Source organism: Nonomuraea sp. 10N515B (genome assembly GCF_052245915.1).
Taxonomy (GTDB): Bacteria; Actinomycetota; Actinomycetes; order Streptosporangiales; family Streptosporangiaceae; genus Nonomuraea.
Genome location: NZ_JBQQBQ010000009.1, coordinates 85848 through 101217, shown reverse-complemented (window position 1 = coordinate 101217; position 15370 = coordinate 85848). Strand labels below are relative to the sequence as shown.

Annotated in this window: 18 protein-coding genes; 13 read left to right on the top strand and 5 right to left on the bottom strand. The window is 70.6% G+C overall.

The features are described 5' to 3' along the window. Nucleotides 1-48: 48 nt before the first annotated feature. On the top strand, nucleotides 49-252 hold the full coding sequence (locus tag ACTWQA_RS15655; RefSeq protein ID WP_443159950.1) for a FitA-like ribbon-helix-helix domain-containing protein: 204 nt from the start codon (nucleotides 49-51) through the stop codon (nucleotides 250-252). Continuing rightward, nucleotides 249-629 (top strand): type II toxin-antitoxin system death-on-curing family toxin, encoded by a 381-nt coding sequence (locus ACTWQA_RS15650; RefSeq protein WP_443159949.1) that lies wholly within the window; start codon nucleotides 249-251, stop codon nucleotides 627-629. Before ACTWQA_RS15655 ends, ACTWQA_RS15650 begins: the two co-directional genes overlap by 4 nt. 63 nt (nucleotides 630-692) lie before the next feature. Here ACTWQA_RS15650 and ACTWQA_RS15645 read toward each other — a convergent pair whose 3' ends face one another. The 3 genes from ACTWQA_RS15645 to ACTWQA_RS15635 are packed head-to-tail and all read right to left on the bottom strand — an operon-like array spanning nucleotide 693 to nucleotide 3625. Continuing rightward, nucleotides 693-1778, bottom strand: coding sequence for an FUSC family protein (locus tag ACTWQA_RS15645; protein WP_443159948.1), 1086 nt, complete (start codon nucleotides 1776-1778; stop codon nucleotides 693-695). A gap of 34 nt (nucleotides 1779-1812) precedes the next feature. Then, nucleotides 1813-2898, bottom strand: a complete 1086-nt coding sequence (locus ACTWQA_RS15640; RefSeq protein WP_443160118.1) for an FUSC family protein — start codon at nucleotides 2896-2898, stop codon at nucleotides 1813-1815. A 43-nt stretch (nucleotides 2899-2941) separates the two neighbouring features. Next, nucleotides 2942-3625: an alpha/beta fold hydrolase gene (locus ACTWQA_RS15635; protein ID WP_443159947.1), complete on the bottom strand. Its 684-nt coding sequence runs from the start codon at nucleotides 3623-3625 to the stop codon at nucleotides 2942-2944. Nucleotides 3626-4260: 635 nt separating this feature from the next. Here ACTWQA_RS15635 and iscB point away from each other — a divergent pair. The 5 genes from iscB to ACTWQA_RS15610 all read left to right on the top strand — a co-directional run bounded on the left by iscB (nucleotide 4261) and on the right by ACTWQA_RS15610 (nucleotide 8569). Continuing rightward, complete coding sequence (iscB, locus tag ACTWQA_RS15630) at nucleotides 4261-5577, top strand: RNA-guided endonuclease IscB (RefSeq protein WP_443159946.1); 1317 nt, start codon at nucleotides 4261-4263, stop codon at nucleotides 5575-5577. 191 nt (nucleotides 5578-5768) lie between these two features. Further along, nucleotides 5769-6860 carry a ring-opening amidohydrolase gene (locus tag ACTWQA_RS15625; protein ID WP_443159945.1) on the top strand — a complete coding sequence of 364 codons (1092 nt, stop codon included), beginning with the start codon at nucleotides 5769-5771 and terminating at the stop codon, nucleotides 6858-6860. A 49-nt stretch (nucleotides 6861-6909) separates the two neighbouring features. Next, entirely contained in the window at nucleotides 6910-7251 is a 342-nt protein-coding gene (locus tag ACTWQA_RS15620; RefSeq protein ID WP_443159944.1) for a PadR family transcriptional regulator, read from the top strand. Continuing rightward, nucleotides 7248-8030 (top strand): HD domain-containing protein, encoded by a 783-nt coding sequence (locus ACTWQA_RS15615; RefSeq protein ID WP_443159943.1) that lies wholly within the window; start codon nucleotides 7248-7250, stop codon nucleotides 8028-8030. The genes ACTWQA_RS15620 and ACTWQA_RS15615 overlap by 4 nt, the downstream gene beginning before the upstream one ends. An 11-nt stretch (nucleotides 8031-8041) precedes the next feature. After that, the gene (locus ACTWQA_RS15610) at nucleotides 8042-8569 is read left to right on the top strand and encodes an SseB family protein (protein WP_443159942.1); all 528 of its coding nucleotides are present in this window, start codon (nucleotides 8042-8044) and stop codon (nucleotides 8567-8569) included. 37 nt (nucleotides 8570-8606) lie between these two features. Here ACTWQA_RS15610 and ACTWQA_RS15605 read toward each other — a convergent pair whose 3' ends face one another. Both ACTWQA_RS15605 and ACTWQA_RS15600 read right to left on the bottom strand, forming a co-directional pair. Beyond that, nucleotides 8607-9611, bottom strand: a complete 1005-nt coding sequence (locus ACTWQA_RS15605) for a hypothetical protein (RefSeq protein WP_443159941.1) — start codon at nucleotides 9609-9611, stop codon at nucleotides 8607-8609. Continuing rightward, nucleotides 9590-10582: a hypothetical protein gene (locus ACTWQA_RS15600; protein WP_443159940.1), complete on the bottom strand. Its 993-nt coding sequence runs from the start codon at nucleotides 10580-10582 to the stop codon at nucleotides 9590-9592. The genes ACTWQA_RS15605 and ACTWQA_RS15600 overlap by 22 nt, the downstream gene beginning before the upstream one ends. 201 nt (nucleotides 10583-10783) lie before the next feature. On the opposite strand from ACTWQA_RS15600, the gene ACTWQA_RS15595 reads away from it, so the two are divergent. The 6 genes from ACTWQA_RS15595 to ACTWQA_RS15570 are packed head-to-tail and all read left to right on the top strand — an operon-like array spanning nucleotide 10784 to nucleotide 15369. Continuing rightward, nucleotides 10784-11362 carry a prepilin peptidase gene (locus ACTWQA_RS15595; RefSeq protein WP_443159939.1) on the top strand — a complete coding sequence of 193 codons (579 nt, stop codon included), beginning with the start codon at nucleotides 10784-10786 and terminating at the stop codon, nucleotides 11360-11362. Nucleotides 11363-11405: 43 nt separating this feature from the next. After that, a complete protein-coding gene (gene aroC, locus ACTWQA_RS15590; RefSeq protein WP_327590663.1) occupies nucleotides 11406-12587 on the top strand; it encodes a chorismate synthase in 1182 nt (393 codons plus the stop codon). Between the two features lie 28 nt (nucleotides 12588-12615). Next, on the top strand, nucleotides 12616-13116 hold the full coding sequence (locus ACTWQA_RS15585; RefSeq protein WP_443159938.1) for a shikimate kinase: 501 nt from the start codon (nucleotides 12616-12618) through the stop codon (nucleotides 13114-13116). Continuing rightward, nucleotides 13113-14186: a 3-dehydroquinate synthase gene (gene aroB, locus ACTWQA_RS15580; protein ID WP_443159937.1), complete on the top strand. Its 1074-nt coding sequence runs from the start codon at nucleotides 13113-13115 to the stop codon at nucleotides 14184-14186. The genes ACTWQA_RS15585 and aroB overlap by 4 nt, the downstream gene beginning before the upstream one ends. Then, a complete protein-coding gene (gene aroQ / locus ACTWQA_RS15575; protein WP_327590666.1) occupies nucleotides 14183-14617 on the top strand; it encodes a type II 3-dehydroquinate dehydratase in 435 nt (144 codons plus the stop codon). The genes aroB and aroQ overlap by 4 nt, the downstream gene beginning before the upstream one ends. Further along, complete coding sequence (locus ACTWQA_RS15570; RefSeq protein ID WP_443159936.1) at nucleotides 14614-15369, top strand: SGNH/GDSL hydrolase family protein; 756 nt, start codon at nucleotides 14614-14616, stop codon at nucleotides 15367-15369. The genes aroQ and ACTWQA_RS15570 overlap by 4 nt, the downstream gene beginning before the upstream one ends. Nucleotide 15370 lies beyond the last annotated feature (1 nt).

Below are 15370 nucleotides of genomic sequence, written 5' to 3'. Positions count from 1 at the left end.
GCAGCATGCGGTATCGCGGTGATACCGCCTCGTGCCTACGATGAGGGCATGGCTATGACCCTTCGCTTGAGTGACGAGCAGACCGAGGCCCTTCGCAAGCGTGCGGAGGCGGAGGGGCGAAGCATGCAGCAAGTGGTGCTCGCGGCCGTCGACGACTATCTGGCCAGGCACAGCGCCGACGAGGAGGTCCGCCGCCTGGGCGCGAAGTCCAGGGAGCGCTGGCGGAATGTGCTCGATCGGCTGGGCGAATGACCAGATATCTCACGCTGGAGCAGGTCCTCGAGCTGGCCGAGGCGGAGCTGGGCGACGCGCTCGCGGTTCGGGACCTCGGCCTGCTCGACTCGGCGGTCCATCGGCCGACCACTGCCATGTTCGGCCACGAGGCCTACCCCGACCTCATGACGAAGGCCGCGGCGCTGCTCCAGTCGTTGGCGGTCAATCACCCGCTCATCGACGGCAACAAACGGCTGTCCTGGCTGGCGACGGACGTCTTCCTCCGCTTCAACGGCGTCGTGCTCGACACCGACGACGACTCGGCATATGACCTCGTCATCGCCGTCGCCTCGGGCAAACTCACCGAGGTCGACGAGATCGCCGACGTCCTGCGCACCTTCGTCCCGTCATCCTGAGACCCCGTCAGACCCCTCGGCCCGCGACTCCGCCCTCTCGAGAGCCCGCCCTCCTGAACGGCCTCACGCCTCGTCGGGCCTGTCGAGCGGCGTCAGCGCCGCCGTGGCCTCCTCGTGCTCCATCCCGGTCGCCTGCAGCAGATCCACGACCACGGACCGCAGCTGCGCGATGATCACATGGGCCGAGAAGCCCAGCTGTTCGGGCCGCTCCCGTGCCGCCACCGCCAGCAGCGCCTGCTGCGCCAGCGTCGGCTCCCGCCCCGCCCCCAGCTCCAGCTGCAGCAGCAGGGCCGCCTCCGACACCTCGCGCATCGCTTCGGCCAGCGTGGCCGGTGGCGGGCTCGCCTCTCCGAGCGAGGACAGCGTGCGCCTGCTGAGCACCCGGGCGTTGCGCAGGGCCAGATCGACGGGCACGGCGGCGGTCTCGTACCGGGCCAGGCGGGCCCGCCGGTGCCAGTGCAGCGGCGAGATCATGGTGATCTCCTTGCTGGTCTCCAGCGCCTGCTCGAACTCCTCAACCGCCGCCTGCGTGCCGCGCGCCTCCTCCAGCGCCTCCGCCGCCAGGTCCACGTCCCGCTTCTCGATGGCCTCCGCGGCCCGCTCCAGCACCGTAGACAGCGCGTCGAGCACCCCGGACAGATGCTTGGCCGCGATCGCGAACGGGCTCGCGGGCAGCAGCGCGACGGCCGCGATGCCGATGAGGCCGCCGGTCAGCGCGTCGAGCGTGCGGTCCAGCCCGCCCACGCCCGCGCCGGGCACCAGGGTGACCACCAGCACCGCCGACGACCCGGCCTGGGCCACGAAGAGCGCCCCGCTGTCCAGCAGCCCCGCGATGGTCATCGCCAGCGCCACCACCAGCGCGATCTGCCACGCCCCCGAGCCGATCCAGGACACGAGCAGGTCGCCCACGCCGACGCCGAGGCTGACGCCCACGACCAACTCGACGACGCGCCGCAGCCGCTGCCCCAGCCCGATGCCCACGCAGATCAGCACGGAGATGGGCGCGAAGAACGGCGCCGGGTGGCCGAGCAGTTCCCTGGCGATGACCCAGGCCAGCGCGGCGCCGACCGCGCACTGCGCGATGGACGGCACGATGAGGCCGAACGTGCCCAGTCGGTCCTTCACGTGATCGCTGAGCCGGGTTCGCACCCTTCTACCTTGGCGGATCTTTGTGACATTAAGGTCACATTCCCCCGGAAACGTCCTTTTCGGGGACGGTGTCCAGCGGTGGCAGCGCGGCCACGGCCTCCTCGCGATCGGTGCCGGTGGCCTGCAACAGGTCCACGGTGATCGACCGGACCTGCGCGATCATCACGTCCGCCGAGAACCCCCAGCGGTCGGCGTCCTGCCCCGACGCCACCGCCAGGATCGCCTCACGGGCCTCTTCCGGCGTGCGCCCGTCGGCCAGCTCCTCCCTGAGCAGCAGCGTGGCGTCGGCCAGCGCGCGCAGCGTCCCGGGCAGCCAGGGCGGCAGCGCGCTGGAGCCGTCGAGCGCCACGATGGCCCGCCTGGCCAGCACCCTGGCGTTGCGCAGCGCGTGGTCGAGCGGCACGGCGGCCTTTTCGTACCCCTCGAGCCTGCTGCGGCGGTGCCGGTGCAGCGGCGAGATGGTGGCGATCTCCCGGCTGGTCTCCAGCGCCTGCTTGAACTCCTCCACGTTCGCCTGGCTGCCCCGCGCTGCCTCGAGCGCCTCGGCGGCCAGGCTCGACCGGGACTTCTCGATGGCCTCCGCGATCCCGCGCAGGGCGTCGCCGAGCGCGTCGAACATCCCGGCCGCGTGCCGGTGCGCCAGCGCCGACGGGCTGGACGGCAGCAACGCCACCGCGGCCAGCCCCATGAGGCCGCCCACCAGAGCGTCGACCATCCGGTCGATTCCGCCTGTGCCGCTCGGCGGCAGCAAGGTCGCCACGAGCACCGCCGAGGAGCCGGCCTGGAGCACGATCAGCGAGCCGCTGTCGAGCAGCACCGCGACCGCCATCGCCAACGCCACCACCAGCGCGATCTGCCACGCCCCTGAGCCGATCCAGGACACGAGCAGGTCGCCCACGCCGACGCCGAGGCTGACCCCGACGACCAGCTCCACCACCCGCCGCAGCCGCTGACCGAGCCCCACGCCGATGCACACGACGACCGCGATCGGCGCGAAGAACGGGCGGCTGTGCCCGAGCAGGTCCTTGGCCACGAGCCAGGCGAGGGCGGCCGCGATGGCGCACTGCAGGATCGGCGGCGCCATCAGCCGCAGCCGGCTCAGGCGCTCGTGTACGTGCATCTCGACCACGCCCCTACCCTTGCTCCCCCGCGTCACACGCGGGTTACGGCGTGGTGAGCCGGTCGTTCACGAAGTCGTCGACCGCCCGCAGGAACGCCCGGCGCTCCGTCACGTGGACGAGATGCCCGGCCTCGATCGTCACCAGCCTGGCCCCCGGGATCCGGCCCGCCGTCCCCGCGGCGTCGAACGGACTCGCCGCCCCGCCCGAGATCACCAGCGTCGGCGCGGTGATCCTGGCCAGCCCCTCCAGCCAGCCCGGATCGGGATCGAGGAACTGACGCTCGGTGTCGTGCATCATCCGCCAGTCGAACCCGGTGGAGCCGTCCTCCACGATGGGCGGCCGGTTCTTGAACGGCAGCGGCGGCGCCACGTCCTCCAGCACGAGGCGCTCGACGCGGCCGGGATGGCGCATGGCCAGCTGATAGGCCACCATGCCGCCCAGCGAGTGCCCGATCACCGTGGCCCGTTCCATCCTCAGGTGATCGAGCAGACCCGCGATGTCCTCGGCCATGTCCGGCAGCGCGTACGCGCCCGGGTAGTCGCTGGCCCCGTGCCCCCGCAGGTCGGGGACGAGCACGTGGTACCGGGCCGCGAAGTGCTGGGTGATGCCGTTCCAATCATTGTGATCGGCGGTGCGGCCGTGGAGCAGGAGCAGCGGGGGAAGGGCGGAAGTACCCTCCTCCCGGTAGACGAGCTTGATCCCGTTGACGGGTGCTTCGCGAATCACGTCTGCACCCTATCGCCGTAGGAATTTGCCCAGACGTGGGTTGTGGTGATGTGGGTTGGTGGTGAGTGCTGACCCTGGTGGATCGTTCAAGTGTTCTACTTGCGGGTCAGCTAGTGGTAATCTAGCGGTCACTCAGTGTGTAACTTTGGGCGAGAAGGAGTGCAGAAATGCGGGCGTGCTGCTCCGCCTTCGATCGGTCGCCACGCTGCAGGTTCGTGGAGTGGCCCGGATCTATAGGGATGGAACGCGCCGCACGGCTGTCCCCGAACCACCACGATTGGAATCAGACGCTCCCCGGCCGGAGGCCGGGTGTCCGCGCGGCGTAGACGGCCGTCTTAGACGGGCGGGCCTTGTTTGATCAGCCTGAGCCATCACGAACAGGAGGTGCATCCTTGATGGCTACGTTTCACGTAGGACAGCAGACCCACCGTGCCGTGCTTCCTCAGCGGCACGCTCTGGAATCGGTGTCAGCAGACACCCCCGGGAGCAGGGACGAAACGGGACACCGACGCGCAGTATCCGCATCCGGCATGGAACATGGGCGAGGGGAGACCTGTCGCAGCGCACCAGGCGGCGGGCGTCACCCCGACGGCGCGCGAGCGCCCAAGGGAGGCCGCGGCATTTCCGCCGCATGCGTGTTCGTTCTCGACAAACACGGACAGCCGCTGCAACCAACTCGACCGGCGATGGCGCGCAAACTCCTAAAGGCCGGGCGTGCGGTGGTGCACCGGCACACCCCGTTCGTCATCCGCCTGAAGGACCGCGAAGCCGCGTCGTGCCGGGTGCCCGGTGCGGAGGCGGGGATCGACCCGGGCAGTAAGCACACGGGCATCGCCCTCTTCCGCAACGATGCCGGGGTTCGCACTGGGTTGTTCGCGCTCCAGCTCGATCATCGGGGCGGGCGGATCCGCGACAGGCTGGCGGCGCGTGCCGCCTACCGTAGGCGTCGGCGCAGCGCGAATCTGCGCTATCGCGCGCCACGTTTCCTCAACCGCGCCAAACCGAAGGGGTGGCTGGCCCCATCGCTGCGACACCGGGTGGACACCACCATCTCGTGGGTGGCGCGGCTGACCCGGTGGGCTCCGCTGCGGGCGCTACACGTGGAGCGTGCGGCGTTCGACATCGCGTCTCTGGGGGCAGGCCGCCCGCTGGAGGGAGTGGAGTACCAGCGGGGCACGCTCCACGGGTTCGAGGTGCGCGAATACCTGCTGGCCAAGTGGCGTCGCCGGTGCGCCTACTGCGATGCCATGGACGTGCCGTTGAATATCGATCACATCCATCCCCGTTCGCGAGGTGGGTCTGACCGGATCGCGAATCTGGCGGTGGCATGTGTGCCGTGTAACGTGGCCAAGAACGCGCGGCCGGTCGAAGAGTTCTTGGCTGCGCGGCCAAAGGCCCTGGCCCGAGTGCTGGCGCAGGCCAAGGCGCCGCTGCGGGACGCCGCAGCCGTCAACGCCACCCGGTGGGCTTTGTGGAGGGCGCTGGCCGCGACCGGGTTGCCGGTGCAGGCTGCAAGCGGCGGCCGGACCAAGTGGAACCGGTCTCGCACTGAGGCGCCCAAGTCGCACACGCTGGACGCGTTGCACGTCGGTCGGCTCGACTACGTACTGGGCTGGCCGGGCGATGTGCTCGTAGCGACGGCCACCGGTCGCGGCGTCTATAGCCGCACGCGTCCCGACCGTTTCGGCTTCCCCAGGTGCCGGCTGCCGCGCATCAAACAGGTGCGCGGATATCAGACCGGGGATCTGGTCCGCGCCACGATCCCGGCCGGAAAACACGCCGGATCCTGGACTGGACGGGTCGCGGTGCGTACCAGCGGTAGCCATGACGTCCAGCTCGGCACCGGTGGCCGGGTCCAGACGTCGTGGAAGAACCTTCGCCTGCTGCAACGCGGCGATGGTTATGCCTACCACCGGCAGGGAGAAACTGATGTGCCGCTCCGGCCGTTTTGATGACGCTTCGCTTGGCCGCCAATCGCCGGTTTCCGCTCTGTTCTGTATGGGGACGTTCCCTCTCCGGGCCGAAGGCTGGAGTACCCACGGAGACTCACGATGACCGGTGAGTTTATGGGCAGACATTGCCCATGAACCCCGCTGACCGGCTCGGTTAGCGTCACCAAGGGGCACGAGGGAAGGGGCGTCGCATGCCGGAGCCGATCGAAGTGCGCAAGGTGCCGATCGAGAGTGTCACCGACGCGGCCGGGTTGTCGCGGCTCATCGCCGACGGCGTCATCGAGGCGGAGCGGGTGCTGGCCGTCATCGGCAAGACCGAGGGCAACGGCGGCGTCAACGACTACACCCGTATCCTGGCCGACCGCGCCTTCCGCGAGGTGCTGGCCGCGCACGGGCATCCGGCGCCGGAGAGCGTGCCCCTGGTGTGGTCGGGCGGCACCGACGGCGTGCTCAGTCCGCACGCCACGATCTTCGCCACCACCGCGAACGCTCCCGCCTCCGAGGAGCCGCGCCTGTCGGTCGGCGTGGCGATGAGCGAGGTCATCCTGCCCGAGGACATCGGCCGTCCGGCCATGGTGGAGAAGGTCGCCGCCGGGGTCCGCGAGGCCATGAAGATCGCCGGCATCGATGATCCGCGTGACGTCCACTACGTGCAGACCAAGACGCCGCTGCTCACCCTGGCCACCATTACCGACGCCAAGAGCCGCGGCCAGGACACTGCCATCGAGGAGACCGGCCCCTCCATGGACCTGTCGAACTCCACCACCGCCCTCGGCATCGCCGTGGCGCTCGGCGAGATCGACATGCCCAGCGCCGACCAGATCCACAAGGACCTGTCGCTCTACTCGTCCGTGGCGTCCTGCTCGTCCGGGGTGGAGCTGGACCGGGCGCAGATCGTGCTGGTGGGCAACGTACGGGGGATCGGCGGGCGCTACCGCATCGGCCACAGCGTCATGAAGGACGCCCTGGACGCCGACGGCATCTGGGAGGCCATCAGGGACTCGGGGCTGCCGCTGCCCGAGCGGCCCCGCCCGTCGGACCTTGGCGGCCGGCTGGTGAACGTCTTCATGAAGTGCGAAGCAGACCCGTCCGGGCGGGTGCGGGGCCGGCGCAACATCATGCTGGATGACTCCGACGTGCACTGGCACCGTCAGATCAAGGCGGCCGTCGGGGGGGTGGCGGCCTCGGTCACGGGTGACCCTGCAGTGTTCGTCTCGGTCGCCGCCGTGCACCAGGGCCCGTCGGGCGGCGGCCCGGTGGCCGCCATCTCCGACCTCGGGTAGCGGGGATGTGGCCGCCAGGCCACATCTCTAGCTATATAGAGTACGAGATATGAAGAGTAATGGCCCGCGGATGACCATGCCGACCCAGGCGGTTCTCCGTGCCCTCCTCCACGACCCCGGGCGAGAACGCTACGGGCTGGAGCTGTGCGAGCTGGCTGGGATGCCGAGCGGCACCCTTTACCCGATCCTGGCCAGGCTGGAGCAGATCGGCTGGGTGGAGAGCCGGTGGGAGAACCCTGAGACGCATGTGGCGGAGGGGCGCCCGCGCCGCCGCTACTACCTGATTACCGCGGACGGCGCGGAGCAGGCCCGTGACGCGATCGCCCGCGCCTACCGCTCACGCCGTCAGCCCGTCCCTGCCTGGCTGCCGCCTCCCGAGGTCGCGTCATGAACGGGGCCGACGACAGGGGACCGAACCTGTACGGCCGGCTCCAGCCAGTGCTGGACGCCGCCGGCGAGAGGCTCTCCGGCGAGCGACTGGACCTGGTCCAGCGCGCCCACCTGGTGGCCGCCTACTGGCATCGCGACCAGCTGCGGCAGAGCGGCGACCCGTACATCACCCACCCGGTGGCCGTCGCCACGATCCTGGCCGAGCTCGGCATGGACCACGAGCTGATCTGCGCGGGGCTGCTGCATGACGTGCTGGAAGACACCGCCTGCACGGAGGAGGATCTGCTCGCCGAATTCGGGGAGCCGGTCGTGGAGCTGCTGCGCGCTTTCCTGACGCTCGACGACCCCGAGCGCCGGGCCCCGGACTGGGAGACCTCGACCGACGAGCGTGTGCTGACGCTGAAGCTAGCAGACCGTCTGCACAACCAGCGGACAATGCGCTTCCTGCCCGAGGAGAAGCAGCGGCGCAAGTCCCGCGAGACGCTGGACGTCGTCGTGCCCATCGCCGGTCGGCTGGGTCTGGTGCAGGTCGAGGAGGAACTGCGGCGCCTGTCCACCGCGACGCTGTCCGGGCGGAGCGGGATCCGAGCGTCCTTCGGCGTCATCACCGCCGGTGCGATCATGCTCCCTGCCGAGGCTCGGGGCCGGTGGCTGGAGGAGTGGCTGGGGGAGCTCCACGCGTTGCCGGGACGGCGGGCCAGGCTGGTGTTCGCGGTCCGGCTGATCGCTGGCATGCCGCGCCTGGCCCGCACCCTCAGGGCCGAAGCTCGGCGCAGGTAAGCTCGTACGCTGTGCCCAGCATCCCGCAGCCACTCGACCCCGAGGACGACGGCCGCGCCGCGCCCGCGGTGACCGCGGCCCTGGCCGCCGTCCAGGCGGGCACGGCCGACCCCACCGACGTGCTCAACGCCCTCAGTGGGGCCAGGCTCCTGGTGCCTGTGGTTGCCCTGCTGACCGAGTCCGAGGTCGGCGCGCACGGGCTGCGGCAGGAGAAGGAGAGCGAGATGGCCCTGCCCAAGCTCGTCGGGCAGGACGGCAGGCAGGCGGTGCTGGCGTTCACCGGGGCGGAGGCGCTGGCCAGGTGGCGGCCGGACGCGCGGCCGATCCAGGCGACCACGCTGCAGGTGTGCCGGGCCGCCGTGCAGGAGCAGGCGGCGGCGGTCGTGGTGGACGTGGCCGGGCCCGTGCAGTTCGTGATCGAGGGCGCGGTGCTGGAGGCCCTGGCGGCGATCGAGTCCGGCACCGCCGACCGGCTCGAGAGCGCGACCGTGGTCAAAGTGGAGCCGGTACGCAGGCGCCGCTGGTTCTCCCGGCGCTGAACCGGGGACGCGCTGGTTCTCCCGGCGATGGACCGGGTCAGGGCACGGACGAGCGGCGCCGTTCCCAGGTGTCTGCCGCGCGGTTCGCCAGAGCGTGCAGGAGATTGACGGTCACGACCGCCGGTGCCACCACTGCCACGAATCCGTCCAGCGACCGCTCGAACACCAGCGCCAGGATCACGGCCGTGACCCCGTTCTGCTGCGCAAGCGCCAGGCGCACCCGGTCGATCACCGGCAGTCTCCAAGTCAGCACCGCGGCAGCGAGCACCTGGGCGCAGAACGCCACCGCCCCCAGCAGCATGCCCTCGGCCGGGGCCATCCCGTTCACCAGCAGCATCCCCATGAGGAAGGCCGCCAGCGGGAACGCCACGCCCACCGCCTGCGCCAGCCGCCGCCCGTCGGGCAGCCGCAGGAACAGCCCGATGATCGCCACCGCCAGCATCAGGAACGTCCACGCGCCCACAAACACGGCGGCGACGGCCGCCGTGTTGATCAGCCAGGCCGGGCCGTGCCGCACCAGCCGCCACACCACGTACGCCACTGCGGCGAACAACGCGTTCCATCCCAGATCGGCCAGATGGGACACGGAGATCCCGTCGGACGAGAACGCCAGCGTGGCCGCGTACACCGACAGGACCACCGTCACCGGATCGTCGAACGATGCCCACGCCGCCAGGATCGTGCGGGCCTTGGGCGAGAGCCGCGAGTCGCCCATGACGGACGCCACGGACAGCGGGTCGATCTGCGCCACCGCCACCGCGAGCACCACCGCGAGTGGATCGCCGGTGAACAGGTAGAGGACGCTCGCGATGAACGCCGCCTTCAGCACCACCCCGACCGTGACCGCCGCCACGATCAGCCGGGCATGGGCGCGTGCCACGGCTCTGTCGATGTCGTGCGTGCTCCCGTACAGGCCGATGGCCAGCAGCAGCTGACTGGCCAGCAGGTACGTCTCGGACGTCTCCAGATCGCCGATGCCGGTGAGCCGTGCGGTGCCCCATCCTGCGAGCAGGACGAGAATCAGGAGCCAGACTCGGGCCACGGCTCGTCTTTCTTGATCGCCCGGATGTTGCCGGCTCCGGGTTCGGGGCGGGCTCGCTGGTTGATCGGCGGAAGCGTGAAATGGCCGCGGATCAGGTCCACCAGCTTGGCCATCTTGTCGTCGGCGATATCGACCTTGCGCTGGTCCAGGGTGACGCCGATGAGGTAGCGGCCGTGGTCGACCCAGTAGTGGAAGAGAGCGCCGCGCTCGACGTCCAGCACCGTCCTGATCACCGTGCCGCTCTCCAGGAACCGCAGGTGCGTGTCGAGCCGGTGACCGAGCCAGTCGAGTTGGCGGCCCAGCCGGAGGTACGTGATCCGCCGCTTCTCGGGCGTGGTCGCGTGGAAGAAGTGCCGCAGGTCGGCGTCGTCGAGCACGTCGGTGTAGAACGCGCAGCCCTCCGGCCCGAAGTAGGCCACGAAGTGCAGGTCCTCCTGGTCGATCACAGACACGCAGCTGCCGAGTGCCTTCTCCAGGGCGTTGCTGATCTCCGGCTGGGTGCGGATGAGGATTTCGGACTCGCCGATGACCTTACGTTTCGTGGTCGTCGGAGACGGCACGGCCGTGGCCTCGAGGTGCGGCACGTAAAGACCGCGCCGAAACTGTAACAGCAGGTACGAGCCGGTCAGCGCGGTGAACGCGGCGATTCCGATCAGCGATAGACCCAGCAGCTCGCCGGAGATGCTCCGGTTCCACAGGACGGGGCCGAATCCGGCGACGAACCCCAGCGCCAGCCCGCCCACTGAGGCCACCGTCATCGCGCCGACCAGCATGACCGGCAGCTTGCCGCGGATCCGGCCGGCCACGAGCGCGATCACCGCCAGCCCGCCCACCACGGCGAGGACGGTGAGCGCGCGGGACAGGTTGTAATCCTCACCCTCGATGTACCAGGCCAGCATCTCCAGTAACACGGGGGCGAGCACGAACGTCGCGATGACGACCGCGATCCTGGCGAACCGATCCCTGTCCACGCGGGAAGTGTCCGTGATCGTCGGCCCTCGCCGCAATAGCACCGCTTTCGAACCGTACGGCGCAGTCCGCTTCGATCGGGCCGCGGAAGGCGAACGCCGCGCCCGCCGGCGGTCCATGCTGGCTCGCGCGCCGGCCAGCGGGTCCATGCCGGCTCCGTTGATCGGCCGCGGGAGGGCCGGGGCCCGCAATAGGGTCGGCTCGTGGTCGCACTCATGGCGCTGGCCGGATTACTTTGCGGACACCGCATCAGGGCGCTGGCCGACTCCTACGACGGCCTCCCGGAGCCCGCCTGGCCGCCGAAGGCCGAGCTGGTGACCGCCGCCGTCATCGCGCTCGTCACCTGGCGCCTCGGCCTCCCTTACGTGCCGTTCGCCGTGATCGGCGTCGCTCTGGCCGTCATCGACTGGCGCACCACGCTTCTGCCCGACGCGATCACGCTCCCCGCGTACCCGATCACGGCCCTGGCCCTCCTGCCCACCGGCGAGCTGCCGCGAGCGCTGGCCGGAGGAGCGGCGCTGGCAGCGATCTACGGGCTGCTGTGGGTCATCAGACCGGACGCGCTGGGACTGGGCGACGTCAAGCTGGCCGGGCTCATCGGCATGGCGGGCGCGGCGCTGGGCTGGCAGGCGTGGGTGGTGGCGGCGTTCGGCGGGCAGCTGCTCGGCGCGCTCTACGCTCTGGCGCTGCTCGCGACCGGGCGCGGCACCAGGCACACGCAGTTCCCGTTCGGGCCGTTCATGCTGTTGGGGGCGTTTACGGTGCTGTGTCTCGACACGTGAACGTGGGACATCTCACTAGGCCGCACATGGAAGACTTGTACGCATGTTGCGCTGGTTGACCGCCGGAGAGTCCCACGGGCCCGAACTCGTCGCCGTCATGGAAGGCCTCCCGGCCGGGGTGGAGGTGACCACGGCCGCGATCGACGAGGCCCTGCGCCGCCGCAGGCTCGGCTATGGCCGCGGCGCCCGGATGAAGTTCGAGCAGGACCAGGTCACGATCGTCGGCGGCGTCCGCCACGGGCGGACCATGGGCAGCCCGGTCGCGATCCGCATCGGCAACACCGAATGGCCCAAGTGGGAGAAGGTCATGGCGGCCGACCCGGTCGATGCGGCCGAGCTGGAGGGCCTGGCACGCAACGCGCCCAGGTCGCGCCCCCGCCCGGGGCACGCCGACCTGGCGGGCATGCAGAAATACGGGTTCGACGACGCCAGGCAGGTGCTCGACCGGGCCAGCGCCCGCGAGACCGCGGCCCGCGTCGCGCTCGGTGAGGTCGCCAGGCGTTTCCTCAAGCAGGCGCTCGGCGTCGACATCGTCAGCCACGTGACCTCCATCGGCGGCGCCCAGACCCCGTCCGAGATCCTGCCGGGGCCGAACGACCTGGCCAGGATCGATGAGGACCCGGTCAGGTGCTCGGACCCCGAGGGCAGCGCCGCCATGGTCGAGGTGATCGACAAGGCCCACAAGGACGGCGACACGCTCGGCGGCGTCGTCGAGGTGCTCGCCTACGGCCTGCCGCCGGGCCTGGGCAGCTACACCCACTGGGACCGCAGGCTCGACTCCCGGCTCGCCGCGGCGCTCATGGGCATCCAGGCGATCAAGGGCGTCGCGGTCGGCGACGGTTTCGAGACCGCGCGCAGGCCCGGATCCCAAGCCCACGACGAGATCGAATACACCGCCGAGGACGGCGTCAAGCGCATCACCAACCGCGCGGGCGGCGTCGAAGGAGGCATGACCAACGGCGAGATCCTGCGGGTCAGCGCCGCCATGAAGCCGATCTCCACCGTGCCGAGGGCACTGGCCACGATCGACGTCAAGACCGGCGAGGCGGCCAAGGCGCACCACGAGCGCTCCGACGTGTGCGCCGTGCCGGCGGCCGGCGTCGTGGCCGAGGCCATGGTCGCGCTGGTGCTGGCCGACGCGGCACTGGAGAAGTTCGGCGGCGACTCGGTCGAGGAAGTCGCCCGCAACCTGTCCGGCTACCTCTCCTCCATGGTGATCAAATGACACGGTGGAGCGTACGAGGAGGGGTGAAATGACGACAGTAGTTCTGATCGGGCCTCCCGGGTCCGGGAAGACGACCATCGGGCGGCTGCTCGCCGAGCGGCTCGGCGTCGCGTTCCGTGACACCGACGCCGACGTGGAGGCCGTGGCGGGCAAGCCCGTCGCCGACATCTTCGTCGAGGACGGGGAGGCCCGCTTCCGCGAGCTGGAGCACGAGGCCGTGCGCCGGGCGCTGGCCGAGCACGACGGCATCCTGTCGCTGGGCGGCGGCGCCGTGCTCAACGAGGAGACCCAGGCGCTGCTCGCCGGCCACCACGTGGTCTACCTGCAGGTCGGGCTGTCGGACGCGGTCCAGCGGGTCGGGCTCGCCTCCGCCCGGCCGCTGCTCGTGCTCAACCCGCGCAGCCAGCTGAAGAAGCTCATGGAGGAGCGGCGGCCGATCTACGAGCGGCTCGCCGTGGCGACCGTGGTGACGGACAAGCGCGAGCCGGCAGAGCTCGCCGACGAGATCGTGAAGGGGCTGCCCGCATGACCGCCGCCACCAGGATCACCGTACGCGGCGACAGCCCCTACGACGTGGTGGTCGGCACCGGCGTGCTGGCCGAGCTGACCACGCTGCTCAAGCCGGGCGTGCGCACGGTCGCCGTGATCTGCCCGGAGACCCTGCCCGACATCTCCCGGCCGGTCTGCGCGGCGCTGTCCGAGGCCGGCTACGACGTGGTCGAGCTGCCCGTGCCGGACGGCGAGCAGGCCAAGACCATCGAGGTGGCCGCGGGGCTGTGGTCGGCGCTCGGCCGTCATGGCGTGACCCGGTCGGACGCCGTCGTCGGTGTGGGCGGGGGCGCGACGACCGACCTGGCCGGGTTCGTCGCCGGCACGTGGCTGCGCGGCGTCCAGGTGGTGCTCGTGCCCACGACCCTGCTGGCCATGGTCGACGCGGCGGTCGGCGGCAAGAACGGCATCGACACACCCGAGGGCAAAAACCTCGTCGGCACGTTCCTTCCGCCCGCGGGCGTGTTGTGCGAGCTGTCCACGCTGGACGGCATGCCGAAACCGGACTACGTGGCGGGCCTGGCCGAGATCATCAAGGGCGGCTTCATCGCCGACCCGGAGATCCTCCGGCTCATCGAAGAAGACCCCGAGGCCGCCACCCGTCCCGACGGCCCCCACACGCGCGAGCTGATCGAGCGCAAGATCCAGGTCAAGGCCGACGTCGTGGGCACCGACCTGCGCGAGGCGGGGCTGCGCGAGATCCTCAACTACGGCCACACGCTCGCCCACGCCATCGAGCGCAACGAGCACTACGGCATCCGCCACGGCGAGGCCGTCGCCATCGGCATGGTCTACGCCGCCGAGCTGTCCCGCCTCTCCGGCCGCGCCGACCTGGTCGATCGGACCCGCGCCATCCTCACCAGCGTGGGCCTGCCCATCTCCTACCGCGCCGACGCGTGGCCGCAGCTGCGCGACCACATGCGGCTGGACAAGAAGAACCGCGGTGCCAAGCAGCGGTTCGTCGTCCTGGACGAGCTGGCCAAGCCGGGCCGCCTCGAAGACCCCTCGGAAGAGCTGCTCGCCGCCGCCTACAAGGAGATCTCGGCATGATCCTCGTGCTCAACGGCCCCAACCTGCGCAGGCTCGGCACCCGCGAGCCCGACGTCTACGGCGCCGAGACGTTCGAGGACCTCGCCCAGCTCTGCCGCGACACCGGGCGCAAGCTCGGCGAGCACGTCGAGGTGCGCCAGACCGACGACGAGGCCGAGATGATCGGCTGGATCCACGAGGCCTGCGACGGCCGCATCCCCGTCGTGCTCAACCCCGCCGCGTTCACCCACTACTCCTACGCTCTGCGCGACGCCATCGCCCAGCGCACCGCCCCGCTCGTCGAGGTGCACCTCAGCAATCCCGCCGCCAGGGAAGAGTTTCGCCATACCTCCGTCGTCGCCGGGGTGGCGACGGGCACCATCGCGGGGTTCGGGCTACAGTCGTACGTCCTTGCGCTGCAGGCTATCGCGGAGATGAACACCACCTCATGAGGCACTACAAGTCCTTCGTCGCCCTCGGCGACAGCTTCACGGAAGGACTGAACGACCCCGGCGTCAACGGGCACTACCGCGGCTGGGCCGACCGGGTGGCCGAGCGGCTCGCCGCCGACGACCCGTCCTTCCGGTACGCCAACCTGGCCGTCCGCGGCAAGCTCATCGACCAGATCGTCGCCGAGCAGGTGCCGCCGGCCATCGAGATGGCCCCGGACCTGGTCAGCTTCTGCGCCGGGGGCAACGACCTGCTCCGGCCGGGCAGCGACCCGGACGAGATGGCCAAGAAGGTCGCGCGGGCCGTGCGGGACCTGCGGGCCGGCGGTGCCGACGTGCTGCTGTTCACGGGCGTGGACCCGCGGGACACGCCGCTGATGCGGCGGCTGCGGGGGCGGTTCGCGATCTTCTACCTGCACGTGCGGTCCATCGCCGACCTCTACGGGTGCCGGCTCGTCGACCAGTGGTCGATGCAGGGGCTGCGGGACTGGCGAGCGTGGAGCGCCGACCGGCTGCACATGAACGAGGACGGGCATCGGCTGGTGGCGGCGCGGGTGCTGGACGTGCTGGGCGTGCCGTTCGAGGACTGGCGCAAGGACTGGCAGGCGCGGGCGGTGGATCCGCGGGTGCGGCGGCGCGAGGACGCCCAATGGATGCGTGAGCATCTCGTCCCGTGGGTGGCTCGCCGCCTGCGCGGCGTCTCCTCCGGCGATGGTCTCTCCCCCAAACGCCCCGACCTCACCCCATTCGGATAAT